Consider the following 19,793-nt stretch of genomic DNA (forward strand, 5'->3'; position numbering starts at 1 on the left):
CTGTCTACCAACGAGAAAAAAATAACTATGAGCGTCTACTACACACTCTGTTTTCTGGCAGCGTTGGCGATTTTTATCGCCTTTGCCAACCAGTATGTTGTGAAGATCCAGACCACCATCGCCATTACTGCGGGCTCCATGCTGATCTCCGCACTGCTGGTGCTGTTTGGCAAACTGGGTTGGTTCAATCTGGAACCTCTTGCCGTCAAGACCATGGAGAGCATCGACTTCCAGAACTTCCTGCTAAAGGGGATTCTGGGCTTCCTGCTGTTCGCCGGTGGCCTTGGCATCAACCTCAAGGCACTGCGTAGCCAGAAGTGGGAGATCACCATTCTGGCCATCATTGCCACCCTGCTCTCCACCTTCCTCATCGGATACGGCTTCTGGTTTATCGCCAAGCTGCTGGGCTGGGAGTTGCCGCTGGTCTACTGCATGCTGTTCGGCGCGCTGATCTCCCCCACTGACCCGATTGCCGTACTGGCCATCGTCAAGAAGATGAAAGCGCCACCCCAGATCGCCATCCAGATCGAAGGGGAATCCCTGTTCAACGACGGTGTTGGCCTCGTCATCTTCGCTACCGTGTTTGCCGTCGCCTTTGGCGGTGTCGAGCCCACCTTCGGTAGCGTGGCCGGTCTGTTCCTGCACGAAGCCCTCGGCGGCATCCTGTTCGGTGCCGTGCTGGGCCTTATCGCCCACGTGATGATCAGCGCCACCGACGACGGTTCATTGGAGCTGCTGCTGACCCTCTGCATCCCGACCGCCGGCTTCGCCTTTGCCAACATGATCGGCGTCTCCGGCGCACTGGCCATGGTGGTCACCGGCATCATGATCGGCAACTGGACCCGTCACTCCGGCTTCTCCGAGCAGAGCAGCCATCACCTGGATCACTTCTGGGAGTTGATGGACCAGTTCCTCAACGCTCTGCTGTTCCTGCTGATCGGTCTGGCGCTGGTACTGCTGGATCTCGCCTGGCGTGACTGGATCCTGCTGGTCATTGCGGTGCCGCTCTGCCTGGGCGCCCGCTTTATCAGCGTGTCGCTGCCCTATGTGGCTTTCCGCCGATTCCGCAATTACAACACCTTCTCGGTGCGGATCCTCACCTGGGGTGGCCTGCGCGGTGGTCTGGCGATGGCGATGGCACTGGCACTCCCCTCCGGCGTCATGATGATCCCGGAACATGGCGTCGACCTGCGTCAGGTCATCCTGGTGATGACCTACTCGGTGGTGATGTTCTCCATCGTGGTGCAAGGCATGACCATCACCCCGATGATCACGGCTGCCAAGAAGGCCTGTGGCGACTACTGAGTCGGCCCAGTGTGCTGATTGCAGAATGAGAGAGGGCTCCCGTCGGGAGCCCTCTTGTTATGGCGGATAGTTGCGAATATTTACTGCTGATAGCACCTTGATTACACAGAGGAAAAGCGTATTGACTTCAACATAGGCAAATTATTGTTTGCTTTTTATTCATTTCGAGGAGAGAATGCGCGTCGGCTAGTTAATCAGCCCTGTTTATGTTTACCCTGCAATGCTTCACCTCACGATGAATCCTGCCAGTACCCGCATAACCTTCTTCTGATTTACTCGCCTTGAGAACCGTCAGGCTGTCTGCCTGCGTTGCCCGGCTCTCACGGTGCAGACCCGACCTGCCCACCCAATTTGATTTATGCATCAGCATATTCCTTGAAAGTGCAGACGCCCCTTAACCGGGCTGGGTATTCCTGCGCGCTTGTCGTTCATCCAATCGACCGCGCCCATTGACCTGACATTTGCCAATACAAGGAGCAAGCACCTAATTTATATAGAGAAATACCATGATGAAAGCAGTACAAACACACAAGCCCCTGCGTCGCAGCAAGCCCATCAACCTGCCTGTGCAAGAGCACGACAATGATGCGTTTCTGATCCAGTTCAGCACCCGCTTCAGCGGCGGTTTCGCCATCTCCTGTGATGGTATCGCTGGCGAGTTCTCCATCGAAGACCTCAACTGATCCTGCCTGCCCTCCGGCAGCGCCCGATGCAGACAGGCCGCAACTCACGGCGGCCTCTTTGCTTCTCTCACGCCTTTCGCCAGACCCGGCCTCTTGCTTGTCACTCAGCCTGACAGCCACCTCGCCATTCGCTTTTCAGCTCTCTGACCTTGATCACTGCTCCAGCAGCAGGCACTCATCGGCATCTTCGCTCAACTTGACCAGTCGACTGCGCACCAGCCCCAGTTTGGCCAGCAGGCCGATGGATCGCTCGTTGCCCGGAGTGACGATGGCAACTACCTGCCCGATCCCCAACCGGCTTTTGCCATCGGCAAGGGCGGCCTGCGCCGCTTCAATGGCGTAGCCCTGACCGCGATATTGCGGCAGGAAGGCGTAACCGATATCGACCTGCTCCAGGGTATCGCGCTTGATCAAACCGCAGATACCGAGGCTGACACCGTCCTCCTTACGCTCCACCAGATAGAGTCCGTGACCATAGCGGGCATAGCTGACCGCCGGCCCCTGCTGGATATACTCCTGCGCCTGCTCCAGGGTGCGAATACCCCGATCACCGATGTAACGATAAAAGTCGCCGTCATTGAGCAGCTCAAGGATGAAGGGGGCGTCGGTGGCGATCATTTCGCGCAGGATCAGGCGGGAGGAGGTAATCATGGCAAGGGCTCTCAAACGGAAAGTGAAGGGCAAAGAGTGCCCCGTCACTCCAGGGCTGGCAAGCCTGTGGCGCCATCGGCCATGAAAAAGGGGCCATGTTGGCCCCTGATGAGATGGGATAAACGGGCTCAGGCAGCCAGCAACCCGGCGTAGCCATTACCCTGCTCGCGCAGGGCAGTGAACTGGGCGGCACAATCGCCCCAGCTCAGCCCCAGTGCATCTGCCACCTTGTGGGGCCACTCGGGTGGCGCCTCTTCCCCCACATCGGATTGCGCAGCCAGCACGATCGCCAGATGGATCAACCCGGCCTCGGGAGAGAACTCCTTGGCCAGCATGGGGTTGTAGTGATACTCCACCGCATTGCTGATGGTCTCGGGGAACTTCCAGTAGCGTGCCATGGCCGCCCCGACCTGGGCATAGTTGAAGCCGACCACCAGCTCTTCCGCCTTGGCCCGCCCCTTGTGCAACTCCAGATCGTGAATGTGGTGGACTGTGTTTTCCGGCAGGCCTACGTGCATCACCAAACGGCCGAGATCGTAGAGCAGGGCGCAGGTAAAGACCTCATCCCCCTTCATCCCCTTCTTCACCGCCAGACGACGGGCCAGCTCCGCCACGTTGAACACGCTGCCCCAGAAATGTTTGAGGTCAATACCGGGCACCGCAGTGACCGATTCGGTGAGCCCGCAGGCCAGCACCATGTTGCGCACCATCGCCAACCCCAGCCGCACCGCGGCTTCATTGACGGTGCCGATCTGACGACTGCTGCCGAATTTGGCCGAGTTGGCCAGCCGCAGCAACTTGGCGGAGATGACAGGGTCCTTGTTGATCAACTTGCTGACCTTGAGCAGATCCGGATCCTTTTCATTGAAGGTCTGGATCAAATCGCGCATCACTTCCGGGATCTGGGGCAGTAGCTTGGGCTCGGCCAGCAGGGAATCTATCGTGGGCATAGGCGTGTCCATCCATGTTATCTGTGTTCCAACCTGTTTGCCTTGGCAAACTCCTCCTAATTATGGGTAACAAATGGCCTCCCCATCGGATTGTTTATTCGCAGGCTGTTCAAGGTGTTAGCCCCATTCAGGCTATACTGGCCGCCACATTCACTGTTGCGGATATCCCATGAACGACACTCAGGAATTTTTTGACGAAGACGCGCTGCTGGAGATGGTGGAGAACCAGCTCAACGACGGTCACCCGCCCCATGTGAAGGCGACCCTGATGCGGCTGGTAATGAAGGGCACCCCGAGGGAAGAGGCGCTGCAATATATCGCCTGCGCCCTCGGTGCCGAGCTGATGGCAATGGAGGCCGATCAGGGCCCCTTCAATCTGACCCGTTACGGCGAGTTCCTCGACAGCCTGCCCGAGATGCCGTGGGCAGACGACTGACCCGAGCTTGATGACGGATGCAAAAAGGGCGGGTGCCAATGGCCCCGCCCTTTTGCATGGATCCGCTCCGGATCAGAACTGGGAGTTGATGATCACCTCTTCCCCCAGCGCCCCTGCCAACGGCAGTGGCCGATAGCTGGAGTTGGCGGCCCGCAGCAGACGAATGCCGCGAATGCCGACCTCCTGCGCCGCCTTGATATCCCCATCGGCGTCGCCGTAGAAGAGCTTCATCTGCTTATCCTTGAGCCACTGCACCTTGGTGTTCTGGCCCGGCTGATCACCGGCGAAGATCACCGGATTGAGCTGGTCGGCCGGAATATTCATGGTCTGCTGCAGAGTCTGGCTCACGGTTTCGGTCTTGGTGGCCGAGCGGCCGGTGACGAAATAGATGTGGTCACCGCGCTTGAGATGCATGGCGATGAGCGCCTTGCCCACCTCTTTCGGCATGCTGAACGCATCCCAGCCGTTATTCATCTTCTCCCAGAAGGCGGGGTTCTTCAGATAGCTCTCGTCGTTGGGCGAGAACTCCTGTTTGCCGCGATAAAAACCCGGGCTGGAGAAGAGCAGGGTATCGTCGATATCAAACCCGACCGCCATCGGGGGCAGGCCATCCAGACTCTTGGCAATCTGCTCTACCGACACCCAGTGGATCGGTGCCTGCTGGGCCAGAGTGACGGTGGTGACACCGGCAGGGATCGGCTGAACGGTAGCGGCTTGACCCGCCACGGCAGTCAGAGAGAGGGCCGCAGCCAGCAAGGAGGCAAGCAGCGCCGGACGAGAGATGTGTTTCATAAGGCAGGTTGTCATCTTCAATCAAAAGAGGGGGCCAATAGTGCCCCCATCCCGCCCTTCAAATCTGTGAAAGCTCCTGCAAAAGGGAGCATTTGACGCCCGATAATTAATCTTCGATTGGCAGCAGATCGGTAAAGACAAAGCCATCGCGCAGCACTGTCTCACCGACCCGAATGCCAAGCGGGCGGGAAAACATGGGGCCATCATAGGCCAGGGTGTGAAACTCGCCGTTCTCGCCGCACGGATCAACCCCCTCCGGCAGCGCCGCCAGCAGTGCCTCGTCAAAGTCATGGCCCCCCAGGCTGGCATCCAGCTTGTTCGGGTCGAGAGCACTGATCCGCGCCTTCAATCCAGCGGCCACCATCTGCGGCGCCAGTTCACGGGTATTGCTGCCCCAGAGCGGGAACAGTGGTTCGATGCCGGTACCTGCCAGCTGCTTTTCACGGTAGGCGCGCACATCCTCGAGGAACAAGTCGCCAAAGGCCATATGGCGGATCCCCTGTGCCACCACATCAGCGATAAAGCCGGTCATGATGCGGGCGTAATCCTCGTTGCTACAGGGCCAGGGCAGATCGATGGTGATAAGAGGCAGCCCGACGCAGGCGGCCTGCTCGGTCAACAGCTGCTTGCGCACCCCGTGCATCGCCACCCGCTCGAATGCCTGATTGAGGGTGGTAAACAGCCCCACCACCTCGATGGCGGGATCTTGCCGCAACTGATGCAATGCCCATGCGCAATCCTTGCCGCTGCTCCAGGAGAGCAATACCCGTTTCTTTTCCATCATTCCTCCGTCAGCGGGGCATTCGGATTGCCCCAAAAAGATGCAAGACAGTGTTGCGAATTGCGCGATTTACACACAAGAGGCAGGCAGCATACTCTCGATCACCTGTATATGCCCCTTGCACGGGGGGACAATAACTAAAAAAACCGATGGGAAACATACGGATATGACGAAAACCGCACAACAACACGATCACGCCCGCCCCCTCAATCGACAGGATTACAAAACCCTGAGTCTGGCTGCCCTCGGCGGTGCGCTGGAGTTTTACGACTTCATCATCTTCGTCTTTTTCGCCGTGGTCATCGGCGAGCTGTTCTTCCCGGCCGACATTCCCGAGTGGTTACGCCAGTTCCAGACCTTCGGCATCTTCGCCGCCGGCTATCTGGCCCGCCCGCTCGGCGGCATCATCATGGCCCACTTTGGCGATCTCATCGGTCGCAAGCGGATGTTCACCCTCAGCATCATCATGATGGCGCTGCCGACCCTGTTGATCGGTCTGCTGCCCACCTATGCGGTGCTCGGCATCGGCGCCCCCATCGCCCTGCTGGGACTGCGGATCCTGCAAGGCGCCGCCATCGGCGGTGAAGTGCCGGGCGCCTGGGTATTTGTCGCCGAGCACGTCCCTGCCCGTCGGGTCGGGGTCGCCTGCGGCACGCTCACGGCGGGATTGACGGCCGGCATCCTGCTTGGCTCCCTCATCGCCACTGCGGTCAACAAGAGCCTGACTCCGGCCGAAGTGAGCGAGTGGGGCTGGCGAGTGCCCTTCCTGCTCGGTGGTATCTTCGGCATCGTCGCCATGTACCTGCGGCGCTGGTTGCACGAGACCCCGGTCTTCGCCGAGATGCAAGCCAACAAGACCCTGGCTGACGAACTGCCCCTCAAGTCGGTGCTGCGCAACCACAAGAGCAGCGTGGTGGTCTCCATGCTGCTCACCTGGCTGCTCTCCGCCGGTATCGTGGTGGTGATCCTGATGACCCCCACCTATCTGCAGAAGGTCTATGGCATCAGCCCGGCCGACGCCCTGACCGCCAACTCGCTGGCCATCGTGGCCCTGACCCTCGGCTGCATCGTCTATGGCCGACTGATCGACCTGCTGGGCAGCGGTCTCACCTTCATGTTCGGCTCCCTGCTGCTGGCAGGCTCCAGCTACGCCTTCTATCACGGTCTGGCGGCCGGTACGAGCCAGCTGGTGCCGCTCTACATGCTGGCGGGCTTTGCGGTCGGGATTGTCGGCGCCGTGCCTTACGTGATGGTCAACGCCTTCCCGCCGGTGGTGCGTTTCTCCGGTCTGTCATTCTCCTACAACGTGGCCTACGCCATCTTCGGCGGCCTCACCCCGATGGCGGTGACCCTCTGGATGAAGAGCGACATGCTGGCCCCCTCCCACTATGTAGTGAGCCTGTCGGTGCTGGGTTTCGCCATCGGTCTCTGGCTCTGGTTCCAGCAACGGGCCATCCGGCAGCAGCAAGCGCCGCAAGCGGCCTGACCCGAACAACAAGCCCCGGCATCTGCCGGGGCTTTTTTGTACTGCTTATGTTCAGTTTCGCCAGCATAAGATAGCCTCCCTCTGGGGCCTGCCACCCGCGTCGCCCCATGACGTCCAACTCTTTATCCGAGGCTCAAGATGTTCTTTCAGGTCGTATTACTCACCTTGCTGGCGCTGCTGCCCATGGTCAACCCGCCCACCACGGCCACCCTGCTGCTGGGACTGAGCAAGGGGATGTCGCGCGAACACGTGCGCCGTCAGGTCAATCTGGCCGCCATCTATCTGTTCTGCACCCTCTGCATCACCTTCTTTATCGGATCCTCGATCCTGGATCTGTTCGGGATCTCCATTCCGGGCTTGCGCCTGGCCGGTGGCCTCATCATCGGCTTTATCGGTTTTCGCATGCTGTTCCCAGCCCCCAGCCAGCAGAGCGGGGTCGATATCAACCAGAGCATTGCCTTCGTACCGCTCACCATGCCCAGCATGTGCGGGCCAGGTACCATGGCGCTGGTAATAAGCGGGGCAGCCCAGATTGCCGAGCTGCCTGACGAGTACAACCGCCTCACCATCTACGCCGGTGTGGTAACGGCGTTTGCCCTGATGAGCCTGATCAGCTGGGGAGTATTGAAGCTGGCGGACCCGGTCTGCAAGATCCTGGGCGCCACCGGCATCGATGCCATGACCCGTATCATGGGCTTCCTGCTGGTCTGCATGGGTATGCAGTTTTGCATCAACGGCATCAAGGAAGTGGCACAGGATCCAGTATTCCACGGCGGCCAGACCGTGCAAACCGCACCGGCGCTACCAAAGGCTTCCGGCACGTTTGATCAGTTGCCGCAGAAGCCCACCGGCTCTGATTGAAAACGGTATCAAAAAGTCCCTGACGATCTGCACTGATCTTGTTCCTGATCATGTTATTGACACACAAATGAGTTAGTTTGTTTTTCATACAGACTGTATTCAGATGGACGCTGATAGGTTTGTTGATGAATACCCACTCAACTTCAGGAGAGTATGCAGATGGACAAGATGCTGACCGAAATAGGGAGCCATAGCCTGTTTCACGAGTACCTGAACGTGGTTGGGATTGCGAGCCCATCCCTCGCCAAGATCGAGCAACGCTGGGAATATAAAGATCAAGAGCAGCTGGTTGCCAAAATCCAGATCGACAAACAGGGTAACGCTCGCTATTTCATCGATGCCCGCGCCATATCCGTCAACTGATACCGAATAACCCGCCAGCCCCGGTCCACCGACCGGGGCTTTTTGTTGCCTGTGGTTCCCTGAATAGCAAAACCCCAGCAAGGGCCGGGGTTTGAATGCGTCGGGTTACGCCGCTGCGCGGCTAACCCAAACCTACGAAGTGCCACCCACGGTGAGCTGATCCAGTTTGAGGGTGGGTTGGCCGACACCGACCGGTACGCTCTGCCCCTCCTTGCCACAGATGCCAACCCCGCGATCCAGCGCAAGATCGCTGCCCACCATGGAGACCTGGCTCATCGCTTCTGGGCCGTTGCCGATCAGGGTCGCGCCCTTGATGGGGGCAGTGATCTTGCCATCCTCGATGAGGTAGGCCTCGGAGGCGGAGAAGACAAACTTGCCGGAGGTGATGTCCACCTGACCGCCACCGAAGTTGGGGGCATAAATGCCCTTCTTCACCGAGGCGATGATCTCCGCCGGATCGTACTGGCCCGCCAGCATGTAGGTGTTGGTCATGCGCGGCATCGGCATGGCAGCGTAGGATTCGCGGCGCCCGTTGCCGGTGAGCGGTACCCCCATCAGGCGAGCGTTCTGCTTGTCTTGCAGATAACCCTTGAGGATACCGTTCTCGATCAACACGTTGTAGCCACCCGGTGTCCCCTCGTCATCAATGGAGACGGAGCCGCGCCGACCCGGCAGGGTGCCATCATCGACGATGGTACAGTGCTTGGAGGCCACCTGCTCGCCGATGCGGCCAGCAAATGCGGAAGATCCCTTGCGGTTGAAGTCCCCCTCCAGACCATGACCTACCGCCTCGTGCAGCAGCACGCCGGGCCAGCCGGAGCCCAACACCACCGGCATGGTGCCGGCTGGCGCGTCGATGGCTTCCAGATTGACCAGCGCCTGACGCACCGCTTCACGCACATAGCCAAAGGCGCGGCTCTCCAACCCGTCCAGTTCGAGGAACCAGTCGTAACCAAAGCGGCCGCCGCCACCGGCACTGCCACGTTCGCGGCGATCGCCCTTCTCGGCGATCACGGTCACCGACAGACGCACCAGCGGACGCACATCCGCGGCCAGGGTGCCGTCGGTGGCGGCCACCAGCACCTCTTCGTAGACGCCGCTGATGGAGGCCATCACCTGATTGATGGCGGGATCCAGACTTCTGGCGAACTTGTCCATCTGCTCCAGCAGGGCGATCTTCTGATGCTTGTCGAGGGTCTGCAGCGGATCCATGGCCGGATAGAGCAGGTTCGCTTCGGTGCGCGCCCATGCCTTCACCTTGCCGTGAGCACCGGCAGCGGCGATGCCGCGGGCGGCAGTCACCGACTGTTGCAGCGCCAGCAGGCTCAGCTCGTCCGAGTAGGCGAAGCCAGTCTTCTCGCCGCTGACGGCGCGCACCCCCACACCCTGATCGATGTTGTAGCTGCCATCCTTGACGATGCCATCTTCCAGCATCCAGGACTCGTGCCAGCTGCGCTGGAAATAGAGATCGCCGAACTCCACCTGATGGCTCATCAGGCTGCCGAGCAGCTGCTGCAGGCGCCCTTCGTCGAGGTCATTCGGGGCCAACAGGGAGGCACTAACCTGGCTCAATAGACTCAATCTTCTTCTCCACTCTCGTAACGAGCTGTTTTAAATCGTCTTGCCGACGGATTGGCAACAAGCCACACCATCACAACAAACGGGCATGCTCCAGCACGGGCAAACGGCTGCGTTTCAATTTTTCACCACACCATCAGAGCAAACGGGCGTGTTGCAGCACTGGCATGGTGCGATGCAATTCGTCGATAAGCCCGAGCTCCATCTGCGCCAACACTGTGCCGCGCCCGGACTCTTTGCTCGCCAGCACCCGACCCCAGGGGTCGATCACCATGCTGTGGCCCCAGGTCTGGCGCCCCGTATCGTGAGTGCCGCCCTGATTGGCAGCGACTACGTAGCACTGGTTTTCGATGGCGCGAGCCCGCAGCAGCGGCTCCCAGTGCGCCTCGCCGGTCACGGCGGTAAAGGCGGCAGGCACCAGCAGCACGCGGGCACCGGCACGGGCCAACTGGCGGTAGAGCTCGGGAAAACGCAGATCATAACAGATCGAGAGGCCGAGGGGACCAAAGGGAGAGTCCACCAACACAGGCGCCTCGCCGGGGCTGAATGTCTCCGACTCACGGTAGCGACCGTGATTATCCGCCACATCCACGTCGAACAGGTGGATCTTGTGGTAGTGGCCCCTGAGCTCACCGCTGGGGTCAAACACCAGCGAGCTGGTATGGATATGGTCGGAACCTGAGATGGTGGTCGGCATAGCCCCGGCCACCAGCCAGATGCCGTAATCGCGGGCCCATTTGGCCAGCTGCTGCTGGATCGGGCCCTCACCTATGGCCTCCGCGCCATCCAGATAGCCCTGCCGTTCGCCAAACAGGGCAAAGTTTTCCGGCAGCAGCACCAGCAGCGGCCGCTCTTTGGGCAAGGCCGCCAGTTCGGCGGCGATCTGCTCCCGGTTATCCTGCCAGTGACGGCCAGATACCAGCTGTATTGCGGCTAACCACATGACGTTCTCCTTGTCGCTTGGGCCATCAGACGGTGACAGCATCCCCCGCCTGCAGGGTGTAATCCAGTACAATGATTCGCTCCAGCACAGGACGGAAGATAGCCTTGAGGGCATCGTGATCAGGATGGGGCAGATAGCGTTGGCGAGCCGCTTCGTCGGCGAAGGTCATCAGTACGCTGTGGGTAAAGCCACCATCCCTCCCCTCCGGGCTGTCATTCTCCCCCCACTCCACGGCGGTCACGCCGCTGACCTGATGGGGAATGGCGAGAAAAGCGTTACGCACCGCGTCTATCCGGGCAGGCTGGGTGTCCGGCTTGAAGGCGATCAGCAGGATATGTCGGATCATGGCTCACTCCTTGTGATGGTGCCGGGCCGCTCGTTCAGCGCTGAGCCGGCCCCGCGTGTTTGGGGTTCAGCAGGAAAGGGGTCACCTCTTGGGTCGGCAGGCTGGGGGCAACGGCATCTACCGCCTCTTTCTGCTGCTGGTTGAGCTTGATGCGCGCGCGATCTCGCCCCGCCTCGATCAGCTTGGGTGCGTCTAGCGGGCCCGAGATGCGAAAATCGATGCGGGTCACCACATCCACCACCGGCTCCAGCAGTTTGGAGAGGGCCAGCACATAGAGACCCGTGACCGGCGTGATGGAGAAGGCTGCCACCACTGGCAGGGTGCCCCCCAGATTGGGGGAGAAGCTCAGCTCGTAGTCGAGCCGCCAGCGCACCAGATCGGCGATCCCCTCGCCGCGCAGGTTGCCTGCCGCCCCCTTCATATAGAAATCATCGTTGCTGACCTGCCCCTGCTTGATGGTGGCAGAGGCGGACATGGATTCGAAGTAGAAGCCCTTGTCGAACACATCGCGAAAATCGAGCCGCAGTTTGCGCAGCAGGGAATCGAGGCTGAGCAGGGAGAGCAGTCGCGCCCCCTTGTCGTTGACCTCCCGCAGGGTGCCACCCTCCAGCTGATAGTTGGCACTTCCCCCCAAGGTCGGCAGGCTCGGGCGATAGGGCACATCCTGCCAGTTCAGATCAAAAGCGAGGGAGCCGGGGGCATCGCCGATGGGCGAGGTGTAGCCGAGCCGCTTGAGCAGTAGCTCGCTGTTGTTGCTGGTCAGCTTGCCACGGGTGCGGGTCTGCATCCGGTTGCCATCGGCCAGCCAGTCGACGCTGCCGGTGAGCTGACTCCCCGCCAGCCGCACATCCAGCCCCTTGAGTGTCACCTTGTTGGCGCCGGGCACCAGCTCCCCTTTCACTTCACCAAGAGGTAGCTCGCCAAAGCGGCAATCGACACAGCTCACCTTCAACCAGGGGATGGATGCCATGATGGCGTTGTCCTGTTTGGCATCGGGATCCGGGCTGAGATCCGAACTCTTGCCAGACCAGTAGATGCGGGCAAACTTGGCGTCGACCGGGCGATTGGCCACTGCGGGCAGGCGGATCACCCCCATCACATCGGGACTGTCGATCATCACCTCGGTCGCCTGATTGGTCGGCCCCACGGTGAAACGCGCCGCCTTGAGGGTGGCACTGCCGATATAGGCGCGAGCCAGCTGTCCATCCACCCACCACTCCTGCGGCAGGAAGGCGGGGCCAACCACCGCATTGCCAGTCTGGTTCTGCGCTGGCAGCCACTGCTTGAGTCGCGCCAGCCAGCCACCGACATCGGCCTCCTGCTGGTTGATGGCGAGCAGCATGGGGGCATCGCGCATTACCCGGGCGCCCGGCTGACCCACATCGACCCGCACCCGACTGAGATAAGGCACCCCTTCGCCGTAGACCAGTCGGGTCTGCATATCCACATCAGCCCCCAGCACGGCGCGAATGTCGGCGCTGCCATCCCGGCCACGGGCGATCACCTTGAGCGGCAGCCGGCTGGCGCTGCTCTTGGCCAGCGGCAGCGGCAGATCCAGCGCCATCCCCTGCAGGTTGGAGTCGAGCGCCAGCTGGAAGCTGAACGGCTTGCTGTCGGGCAGGGTCAACCCGAGCTTGCCGCCCCAGTTGCTGCGACCGTTGAGGATACCGTACGAGGAGATGGCTGCGGGCTGGCGGCGGCTATCCCACTGCCCCTTGAAATCGAGGTCGACCTGATAGTGATCCGGATGCTGGCGCCCCTGATAGTCGAGGGTCAGCGGCTGGTTCCACAGGCTCGCCTTGAGGTTGCTGAAGCGGGTCTGTTCGTTGTCATATTCGAGGCGCCCCTGCACCTTCTCCAGCGGCAGGTCCAGACTGGCGACCCGCACCTTGTTGTTGCTGAAGGTGGCATCACCGCTCGCCTTGACCTCGCTTTCGCCATCGAGAGGAATATCGAGCTTGACCGAACCAGCCATCGGGCCGCGGATCTCGATCTCCCGCAGCGCCTGACCTACCGAACTGCCCAGCGGGGAGTCCTGCAGGTAGTCGCTGATGGCCTTGCCCTCCCCCTGCACCTTGGCATCCACATAGAGGTGGGCGCCGGGGGAGAGATCCGGGATCCAGGCATGCACCGAGTCAGAGCTCGCCTTGCCGAGTTTGGTGGATCGGCTGCGCATATCGAGGCCGGCATTCTGGAACAACAGGTCGATCTGCAGGTCGGTGAGCGGTTGCCAACCGGGGAAGAACTCGTAGGTGGCCTGCTCCAGCGGCACCGCCACCTGGAAGATGCCCTTGCCGTTGTCGTAGGGAAAGTCCCTGAACTCGCCATACCAGAGCAGGTCGGCCCCCTTGGCCTTGCCCCCCTTGATGGCGCCGCTCAGGTAATCCACCAACCCCTTGTCCATCGCCTGCAGCGGGAAGTAGCGATCCGCATGGCCCGCATTCTTCACATCGATGCGGCCGGTCAGGGCCAGGAAAGGGTGCTCGAACAGATCGAGGCGGAAACGGCTGGCCAGGGTCAGATCCGGGTTATCCAGCGCGATATCCTGACCGTAGAGCACCCAGCCCTGTTCCTCGCGCCACCAGTCGAGGCGGGCCGAGAAGTTGTCGACCGGGATCGGCATCTTGAAGTGACGGGCGGGATCCACCTTGTCGTTCGCCAGCGCCAGTCTGGCGCTACCACCGGTCGGGGTAAGCCAGAACTCGCCGTTGAGATCCTGCATCCCGGGTATATCCTGCCACGCCTTGAGGCGCACCTTGCTGAAGCGGCCACTGAGGGAGAGATCCTGCCAGTCGGCGTTGGCCAGCAGCGTCAGATCCTGCACCGAACCCTGCGGATTGGTCTGGCGCAGGGTCTCGCAGAGTGTGGGGTAGAGCGCCGAGACCAGCTGACTGATCTGGGTGATCTTGTCGAACTCTATGCTGGGCAGATAGCCCTGCACCCGATCCCCGATCCGCTCCAGCTGCAAGCGGCTCTGCAACCAGGGCTTGCCATCCAGCTTGAAGGTGACGTTATGGCTCGCCAGTTGCCAGTCGGTGCCCTCACGGCGCAGCTGGATCTTGCCTCCATCGAGGCCGAAACGGTGCATCTCCCCTTTCTTGGGATCCTTCCAGATCAGGTAATTGTTGCCAAACGCCAGCAGGGTATTGCCCAGCTTGCCGCTGTCAAACTCGCTCCAGAGCTGGAAGTCGAGCTGACCGGCAACCTTGGGTTCGCCCGCATGGATCCTGGCCAGGGTCGGGGTGATATCGAGCTGGCGGGCCCCCAGATAGAGCTGACCCTTGAGGCGATCGAGCCGGGCAGTCGGGGCGTCCACATCCAGAATCAGATCGAGGGTGCTCTCGCCCACCCCGTTGATGAGGTAAGCCTTGCCGACCCCCTGATGGCGCTTGCCACGGTTCTGCCAGCGTAGTTGGGCGATGTCGAGGGCACGCAGATCACCGAGGGAGGTGGTGACGCTGAGGCGGGTATTGTGCACATCGAAGGTAGATAGCTGGGTCAGCAGAAAGCGCAGCAGGGCGCCCTGCTGGGGATCGCCGGAGGGGCTGTCGTCAGCCGGTTGGCGCAAGTCGATGGTGATATCGCCATCGCTCAGGATCAGCTCGCCAAACACCGGCTTTAGCTCGTTAATAGTGCGCCAGAAGTCGAGATGCACCCAGGCTTTGCCGAGCTGTACGGCAAAACGCCCCGAATCCGGGGCGATGGCGAGTTGCTGCAGTTCGAGGGCGGGCCCGGACTGTGTCCAGTCCAGCCCCACTTGCTCCACGCTGACCTTGAGTTGTGAATCACCCAGCAGAGTGTGGATCAGACTCTCCCGGTATTGATTCAGCAAAGGGCCCCCGACCCGTACCAGCGTGACCAGCATGGCCATCAGTACGAACAGGACCCCCAGGGCCAACCAGCCCCGACTCAGCCAGCGATAGACCAATTACATCATCACCACGTCGAACTGCTCCTGACCACAGAGGGGTTCGCTCACTACCCGCACCTGCTTGCCGATGAACACTTCCAGCTCCGCCAGACTGTGGGACTCCTCGCCATGGAGGTAGTCGGCCACGGCCGGGGCAGCGTAGACGGTGAACTGATCCGCATCATAGGCGCGATTGACCCGGATGATCTCCCGCAGGATCTCGAAGCAGACCGACTCCACCGTCTTGACCCGGCCGCGTCCCTTGCACTCGGGGCACTCGGAGCAGAGCACATGCTCCAGACTCTCGCGGGTGCGTTTGCGGGTCATCTCCACCAGACCGAGCTGGGAGAAGCCATTGACGTTGGTCTTGGCGCGATCTTTTGAGAGCGCCTGCTCCAGGCTGTGCAGCACCCGACGGCGGTGATCTTCCGACTGCATGTCGATGAAGTCGATGATGATGATGCCACCGAGGTTGCGCAGGCGCAGATGGCGGGCGATGGCCGCAGTCGCCTCGACGTTGGTGTTGAAGATGGTCTCTTCCAGATTGCGATGGCCGACGAAGGCGCCGGTGTTGATATCCACCGTGGTCATGGCTTCGGTCTGGTCGATGATGAGGTAGCCGCCGGATTTCAGCTCCACCTTGCGCTCCAGCGCCCGCTGGATCTCGTTCTCCACGTCGTAGAGATCGAAGATCGGCGACTCGCCAGGATAGTACTCCAGCTTGCTGGCCAGCTCAGGCACGTACTCCTCGGTGAAGCGCTTGAGCTGATCGAAGCTCTGGCGCGAGTCAACGCGGATCTTGTCGAGCTCGGCGCCGACAAAGTCGCGCACCACACGGAATGCCAGGCTGGGATCCTCGTAGAGGATCTTGCAGGGTGGATACTTCTGCTTGCGCTCGAGGATCTTGCGCCACAGCCGTTTCAGGAAGGCGGCATCCTGCTCCAGCTCCTGCTCCCCCACCCCTTCGGCAGCGGTGCGGATGATGTAACCACCCAGCTCGTCCACATAACCGGCTACGGTGCGCTTGAGACGCTCCCGCTCCGCTTCGGACTCGATACGCTGGGAGACACCGACATGGGCACTGCCCGGCATAAAGACCAGATAGCGGGATGGCAGGGTGATATCGGTAGTGAGACGGGCACCCTTGGTACCCAGCGGATCTTTCACCACCTGCACCATGATGTCCTGCCCCTGACGCACCAGCTCGGCGATGTTACCGACCTGGAACTGCTCCTTCTCCTTCACCGCCACACACTCGGTGTGGGGGACGATATCAGAGGCGTGCAAAAAGGCCGCCTTGTCCATGCCGATATCGACGAATGCCGCCTGCATGCCGGGCAGCACCCGACTGATCTTGCCTTTGTAGATATTGCCCACGATGCCGCGTTTGGCCTGACGTTCTACATGCACTTCCTGCAGCAGACCGTTTTCGACCAGAGCGACCCGGGTTTCGGAGGGGGTAACGTTAACCAGCAGTTCTACCGACATAAGTAACCTTGCCTGTTCCAGTTTTGAATTCTATAGAGCCAATCCGGTACAACGCGCGCAAGGAAGAAACGCAGCAGAGCACAGCTGACGGGAAATTATTTGAGCTGTTCCAGATGATGCTTGATCAGCAGGTCTGTCTCCAGCAGGGGCAGGCCGACCACGGCGCTATAGCTCCCCTCGATGCGGCTGACAAACTTGCCCGCAATCCCCTGAATGCCATAAGCCCCGGCCTTGTCACAGGGCTCACCGGTCTGCCAGTAGGCCTCGATCTCGGCCTCGTCCAGCTTGCGAAACGCCACGTTGGTGGTGACCAGACGCACGTCACAACGATCCTTGCTGGCCAGCGCCACCGCCGTCATCACCTGATGCACCTTGCCGGAGAGGGACTCCAGCATATCTTTGGCATCCAGCAGATCGGACGGTTTCTCCAGTACCCGGTCGCCCAGCACCACTATGGTGTCGGCACCCAGCACCGGCAACGCCGTCGGCGCACACGCCACGCCCGCCATCGCCTTGTCACGGGCGAGACGGCAGACGTAATCCTGCGCCTTTTCACCCTCTTCCCGCTGCTCAGGCACATCCAGTTTCAGCACCTCGAAGCGGTAGCCAATCTGGGTCAGCAGTTCACGGCGACGGGGAGAAGCCGAGGCGAGATAGAGTTGTGGTTCGTTGTTTTTGTTCATATTTACCTGATATTGAAGCGGCGCCGCACCTTGCGCAGCACCAGAAACACCCAGGGCCATATTAGCATCGTCGTCAACGTCGACCAAAAGTAGGAGAAGTTGAGACTGGCCTGGCTGAACAGATGCTCGGCCCAGAATACCGTCATTTTACCCACCAGCGAGAGACCACCGATGATCAGTGCCTGCTGCCAGAGGGAGAAGTTGCGGATCTTCTGGAACTGGAAGGCCGCCAGATAGGTGGTGATGGCCATCGCCATCGCCCGCACGCCGAGGGTACTGCCAAGCAGCACATCCAGCAGCAGGCCCGCCACCCAGGCGGTGCCGACGTTGGTCCGGTGCGGCAAGGCCAGTGCCCAGTAGATGAGCACCATGGCCAGCCAGTCCGGGCGGAAGGGGTCAAATTCGAAAGGAAGCGGCAGGATCGACAGGCTCAAGGCCAGCAGGATCGAGATCCAGATCCAGATCCTGCCGCTGGCGGGTTCTAGCATTAGCGGGTGGCTCCTGCGGCGGACGCAGCGGGAGCCGCCCGTTCGCCATCCTCATCGTGTACTTCAGGCTTCTTGTCGGTCCACAGCAGCAGCAGATAGCGCAGTCTGTCCAGCTCCACCAGCGGCTTGGCCTCGACCTGGGCGAAGGGCTTGCCCTCCACATACTCGGAGCGGGTCACAGTCGCCACCGGATAACCTTCCGGGAAACGACCACCAAGGCCCGAGGTGACCAGCAGGTCACCCACCTGAATATCGGTGTTGCGCGGCAGGTTGCGCAGCTCAAGCTTGTCGAGCTCGCCACTGCCGGAGGCAATGGCGCGCAAGTCGTTGCGCAACACCCGCACCGGAATGCCGTGGCTGGAGTCGGTGATCAGCAGCACGCGACTGGTGGTGGAGCCCACGTGGAGCACCTGACCAATCACACCCTGATCGTTGATCACCGCCTGACCGTTGTAGACGCCATCCAGCGCCCCCTTGTTGATCAGCACCTGATGGCTGAAGGGGTCGGAATCCACCGACAGCAGCTCGGCCACCATCTTGCGGGACTCCTTGTGCACCGGCGAACCCAGCAGCTCACGCAGCCGCTGATTCTCGTGTTCCAGCTGATCCATTTTGAGCAGACGGGCACGCAGGGTGAACAGCTGTTGCTCCTGCTGCTTGGTCTGCTCGATGAGATCGGCGCGGGTCTGCACCTGGGTCGACATGGTGTCGAGCAGGGTACCCGGCGCATTGGCCATGTATTGCAGGGGACTGACTAACGAACTGAGGTAGACGCGGACATGGGTAAACACACCGAAGCGGGAATCCGCGACGATGGCAGCGATGGAGATGATGACGGCGAGAAACAACCGTAACTGAAGCGAAGGGCCTCTACCAAAAATGGGTTTCATGGGTCGTCAAAAAAGAGCCGGCACGCTGGCCGGCTTTGGGTCTTATTCGTAGTGGAACAGATCGCCACCGTGCATATCGATCAACTCCAGCGCCTTGCCGCCGCCACGGGCCACACAGGTGAGGGGATCTTCGGCCACGACGACAGGAATGCCGGTCTCTTCCATCAGCAGACGGTCGATATCTTTCAGCAGTGCGCCACCACCGGTCAGCACCATGCCGCGCTCGGAGATGTCGGAGGCCAGTTCCGGCGGAGACTGCTCCAGCGCCACCATGACGGCAGCGACGATACCGGACAGCGGCTCTTGCAGCGCTTCCAGGATTTCGTTGGAGTTGAGCGTGAAGCTGCGCGGTACACCTTCAGCCAGGTTGCGACCACGGACTTCAATCTCGCGCACCTCTTCGCCCGGATAGGCAGAGCCGATCTCGTGCTTGATGCGCTCGGCAGTCGCTTCACCGATCAGGCTGCCGTAGTTGCGACGGACGTAGCTGATGATGGCTTCGTCAAACTTGTCGCCACCGATTCGGACGGACTGGGAGTAGACCACACCGTTCAGAGAGATGATGGCCACTTCAGTGGTACCACCACCGATATCAACCACCATGGAACCGGTCGCTTCGGATACCGGCAGGCCGGCACCGATGGCAGCAGCCATAGGCTCGTCGATCAGGTAGACCTCACGGGCACCGGCGCCCAGTGCGGACTCCTTGATGGCGCGACGCTCAACCTGAGTTGAACCGCACGGTACACACACCAACACACGCGGGCTGGGGCGGAAATAGTTGTTGTCGTGAACCTGTTTAATGAAGTGCTGCAGCATCTTCTCGGTCACGTAGAAATCGGCGATCACGCCATCTTTCATCGGGCGGATTGCGGAAATGTTGCCCGGGGTACGGCCCAGCATCTGCTTGGCGGCATGACCGACAGCAGCGACCGATTTGGCGTTCCCGCGCTCTTGGCGAATGGCGACAACTGAGGGTTCGTTAAGGACGATCCCTTGATCTTTTACATAGATCAGGGTGTTGGCAGTTCCCAAATCGATCGACAGATCGTTGGAAAAGACGCCTCTGAGCTTTTTGAACATGGCTACGGGAAATCCTAAGAATTTGGAGGTGCAGAAAACCGGCTAACTTTACCAATGCCCACCCCAATGGGCAAGC

General features: G+C 60.6%; 19 protein-coding genes. 6 read left to right on the forward strand and 13 right to left on the reverse strand.

Features of this window, described 5'->3' with window-relative positions; all coding sequences use genetic code 11:
* Window positions 1-27: 27 nt before the first annotated feature.
* Window positions 28-1,305: a sodium:proton antiporter gene (locus AB5Y84_RS08100; RefSeq protein ID WP_021231596.1), complete on the forward strand. Its 1,278-nt coding sequence runs from the start codon at window positions 28-30 to the stop codon at window positions 1,303-1,305.
* A gap of 506 nt (window positions 1,306-1,811) precedes the next feature.
* The gene (locus tag AB5Y84_RS08105; protein ID WP_005340085.1) at window positions 1,812-1,988 is read left to right on the forward strand and encodes a hypothetical protein; all 177 of its coding nucleotides are present in this window, start codon (window positions 1,812-1,814) and stop codon (window positions 1,986-1,988) included.
* A 153-nt stretch (window positions 1,989-2,141) separates the two neighbouring features.
* Here AB5Y84_RS08105 and AB5Y84_RS08110 read toward each other — a convergent pair whose 3' ends face one another.
* Together AB5Y84_RS08110 and AB5Y84_RS08115 are read right to left on the reverse strand one after the other, a co-directional pair.
* Window positions 2,142-2,639, reverse strand: coding sequence for a GNAT family N-acetyltransferase (locus AB5Y84_RS08110; protein ID WP_236324665.1), 498 nt, complete (start codon window positions 2,637-2,639; stop codon window positions 2,142-2,144).
* Between the two features lie 128 nt (window positions 2,640-2,767).
* Window positions 2,768-3,589 carry an HDOD domain-containing protein gene (locus AB5Y84_RS08115; RefSeq protein WP_368176737.1) on the reverse strand — a complete coding sequence of 274 codons (822 nt, stop codon included), beginning with the start codon at window positions 3,587-3,589 and terminating at the stop codon, window positions 2,768-2,770.
* 169 nt (window positions 3,590-3,758) lie between these two features.
* Here AB5Y84_RS08115 and AB5Y84_RS08120 point away from each other — a divergent pair, with 169 nt between their 5' ends.
* Entirely contained in the window at window positions 3,759-4,025 is a 267-nt protein-coding gene (locus AB5Y84_RS08120; protein WP_005348674.1) for a hypothetical protein, read from the forward strand.
* A gap of 72 nt (window positions 4,026-4,097) precedes the next feature.
* Here AB5Y84_RS08120 and aphA read toward each other — a convergent pair whose 3' ends face one another.
* Complete coding sequence (gene aphA / locus AB5Y84_RS08125; protein ID WP_368176738.1) at window positions 4,098-4,817, reverse strand: acid phosphatase AphA; 720 nt, start codon at window positions 4,815-4,817, stop codon at window positions 4,098-4,100.
* Window positions 4,818-4,923: 106 nt separating this feature from the next.
* Window positions 4,924-5,598, reverse strand: a complete 675-nt coding sequence (locus AB5Y84_RS08130) for an ATPase (RefSeq protein ID WP_019446503.1) — start codon at window positions 5,596-5,598, stop codon at window positions 4,924-4,926.
* 166 nt (window positions 5,599-5,764) lie between these two features.
* Between AB5Y84_RS08130 and AB5Y84_RS08135 the strand changes: the two genes are divergently transcribed.
* The 3 genes from AB5Y84_RS08135 (at window position 5,765) to AB5Y84_RS08145 (ending at window position 8,308) form a co-directional block, all read left to right on the forward strand.
* The gene (locus AB5Y84_RS08135; RefSeq protein WP_123173914.1) at window positions 5,765-7,084 is read left to right on the forward strand and encodes an MFS transporter; all 1,320 of its coding nucleotides are present in this window, start codon (window positions 5,765-5,767) and stop codon (window positions 7,082-7,084) included.
* Between the two features lie 138 nt (window positions 7,085-7,222).
* Complete coding sequence (locus tag AB5Y84_RS08140; RefSeq protein ID WP_005348656.1) at window positions 7,223-7,945, forward strand: MarC family NAAT transporter; 723 nt, start codon at window positions 7,223-7,225, stop codon at window positions 7,943-7,945.
* 159 nt (window positions 7,946-8,104) lie between these two features.
* Window positions 8,105-8,308: a hypothetical protein gene (locus tag AB5Y84_RS08145; protein WP_005340062.1), complete on the forward strand. Its 204-nt coding sequence runs from the start codon at window positions 8,105-8,107 to the stop codon at window positions 8,306-8,308.
* 132 nt (window positions 8,309-8,440) lie between these two features.
* Here the strand turns inward: AB5Y84_RS08145 and tldD are convergent, their stop codons facing one another.
* From tldD to AB5Y84_RS08190, 9 genes are all read right to left on the reverse strand, one after another.
* Window positions 8,441-9,889 carry a metalloprotease TldD gene (gene tldD / locus AB5Y84_RS08150; protein WP_026035085.1) on the reverse strand — a complete coding sequence of 483 codons (1,449 nt, stop codon included), beginning with the start codon at window positions 9,887-9,889 and terminating at the stop codon, window positions 8,441-8,443.
* A gap of 133 nt (window positions 9,890-10,022) precedes the next feature.
* Window positions 10,023-10,829: a carbon-nitrogen hydrolase family protein gene (locus AB5Y84_RS08155; RefSeq protein ID WP_368176739.1), complete on the reverse strand. Its 807-nt coding sequence runs from the start codon at window positions 10,827-10,829 to the stop codon at window positions 10,023-10,025.
* Between the two features lie 25 nt (window positions 10,830-10,854).
* Complete coding sequence (locus AB5Y84_RS08160; RefSeq protein WP_047434698.1) at window positions 10,855-11,175, reverse strand: Dabb family protein; 321 nt, start codon at window positions 11,173-11,175, stop codon at window positions 10,855-10,857.
* A gap of 34 nt (window positions 11,176-11,209) precedes the next feature.
* Window positions 11,210-15,103 (reverse strand): YhdP family protein, encoded by a 3,894-nt coding sequence (locus tag AB5Y84_RS08165; protein WP_368176740.1) that lies wholly within the window; start codon window positions 15,101-15,103, stop codon window positions 11,210-11,212.
* Entirely contained in the window at window positions 15,104-16,573 is a 1,470-nt protein-coding gene (gene rng / locus AB5Y84_RS08170) for a ribonuclease G (protein WP_005340056.1), read from the reverse strand. It lies immediately after the preceding gene.
* A gap of 95 nt (window positions 16,574-16,668) precedes the next feature.
* Entirely contained in the window at window positions 16,669-17,256 is a 588-nt protein-coding gene (locus AB5Y84_RS08175; RefSeq protein WP_005340055.1) for a nucleoside triphosphate pyrophosphatase, read from the reverse strand.
* Window positions 17,257-17,258: 2 nt separating this feature from the next.
* Window positions 17,259-17,744 (reverse strand): rod shape-determining protein MreD, encoded by a 486-nt coding sequence (gene mreD / locus AB5Y84_RS08180; protein WP_005340054.1) that lies wholly within the window; start codon window positions 17,742-17,744, stop codon window positions 17,259-17,261.
* Window positions 17,744-18,634 (reverse strand): rod shape-determining protein MreC, encoded by an 891-nt coding sequence (gene mreC, locus AB5Y84_RS08185; RefSeq protein ID WP_005340053.1) that lies wholly within the window; start codon window positions 18,632-18,634, stop codon window positions 17,744-17,746. The genes mreD and mreC overlap by 1 nt, the downstream gene beginning before the upstream one ends.
* Before the next feature lie 42 nt (window positions 18,635-18,676).
* Window positions 18,677-19,717 carry a rod shape-determining protein gene (locus AB5Y84_RS08190; RefSeq protein WP_005340051.1) on the reverse strand — a complete coding sequence of 347 codons (1,041 nt, stop codon included), beginning with the start codon at window positions 19,715-19,717 and terminating at the stop codon, window positions 18,677-18,679.
* Window positions 19,718-19,793: the final 76 nt, after the last annotated feature.

The organism is Aeromonas sp. s11, assembly GCF_040907945.1.
In the GTDB taxonomy this organism is placed as follows: domain Bacteria; phylum Pseudomonadota; class Gammaproteobacteria; order Enterobacterales; family Aeromonadaceae; genus Aeromonas; species Aeromonas veronii.

What these genes read in the sequence shown, in the direction of transcription:
- AB5Y84_RS08100 (WP_021231596.1), top strand. Translation starts at nt 28, where the DNA reads ATGAGCGTCTACTACACACTCTGTTTTCTGGCAGCGTTGGCGATTTTT.
- AB5Y84_RS08140 (WP_005348656.1), top strand. Translation starts at nt 7,223, where the DNA reads ATGTTCTTTCAGGTCGTATTACTCACCTTGCTGGCGCTGCTGCCCATG.
- AB5Y84_RS08175 (WP_005340055.1), bottom strand. Translation starts at nt 17,256, where the DNA reads ATGAACAAAAACAACGAACCACAACTCTATCTCGCCTCGGCTTCTCCC.
- mreC (WP_005340053.1), bottom strand. Translation starts at nt 18,634, where the DNA reads ATGAAACCCATTTTTGGTAGAGGCCCTTCGCTTCAGTTACGGTTGTTT.
- AB5Y84_RS08120 (WP_005348674.1), top strand. Translation starts at nt 3,759, where the DNA reads ATGAACGACACTCAGGAATTTTTTGACGAAGACGCGCTGCTGGAGATG.
- AB5Y84_RS08190 (WP_005340051.1), bottom strand. Translation starts at nt 19,717, where the DNA reads ATGTTCAAAAAGCTCAGAGGCGTCTTTTCCAACGATCTGTCGATCGAT.
- AB5Y84_RS08130 (WP_019446503.1), bottom strand. Translation starts at nt 5,598, where the DNA reads ATGGAAAAGAAACGGGTATTGCTCTCCTGGAGCAGCGGCAAGGATTGC.
- aphA (WP_368176738.1), bottom strand. Translation starts at nt 4,817, where the DNA reads ATGAAACACATCTCTCGTCCGGCGCTGCTTGCCTCCTTGCTGGCTGCG.
- AB5Y84_RS08155 (WP_368176739.1), bottom strand. Translation starts at nt 10,829, where the DNA reads ATGTGGTTAGCCGCAATACAGCTGGTATCTGGCCGTCACTGGCAGGAT.
- AB5Y84_RS08110 (WP_236324665.1), bottom strand. Translation starts at nt 2,639, where the DNA reads ATGATTACCTCCTCCCGCCTGATCCTGCGCGAAATGATCGCCACCGAC.
- AB5Y84_RS08105 (WP_005340085.1), top strand. Translation starts at nt 1,812, where the DNA reads ATGATGAAAGCAGTACAAACACACAAGCCCCTGCGTCGCAGCAAGCCC.
- mreD (WP_005340054.1), bottom strand. Translation starts at nt 17,744, where the DNA reads ATGCTAGAACCCGCCAGCGGCAGGATCTGGATCTGGATCTCGATCCTG.
- AB5Y84_RS08145 (WP_005340062.1), top strand. Translation starts at nt 8,105, where the DNA reads ATGGACAAGATGCTGACCGAAATAGGGAGCCATAGCCTGTTTCACGAG.
- AB5Y84_RS08115 (WP_368176737.1), bottom strand. Translation starts at nt 3,589, where the DNA reads ATGCCCACGATAGATTCCCTGCTGGCCGAGCCCAAGCTACTGCCCCAG.
- rng (WP_005340056.1), bottom strand. Translation starts at nt 16,573, where the DNA reads ATGTCGGTAGAACTGCTGGTTAACGTTACCCCCTCCGAAACCCGGGTC.
- AB5Y84_RS08160 (WP_047434698.1), bottom strand. Translation starts at nt 11,175, where the DNA reads ATGATCCGACATATCCTGCTGATCGCCTTCAAGCCGGACACCCAGCCT.
- AB5Y84_RS08135 (WP_123173914.1), top strand. Translation starts at nt 5,765, where the DNA reads ATGACGAAAACCGCACAACAACACGATCACGCCCGCCCCCTCAATCGA.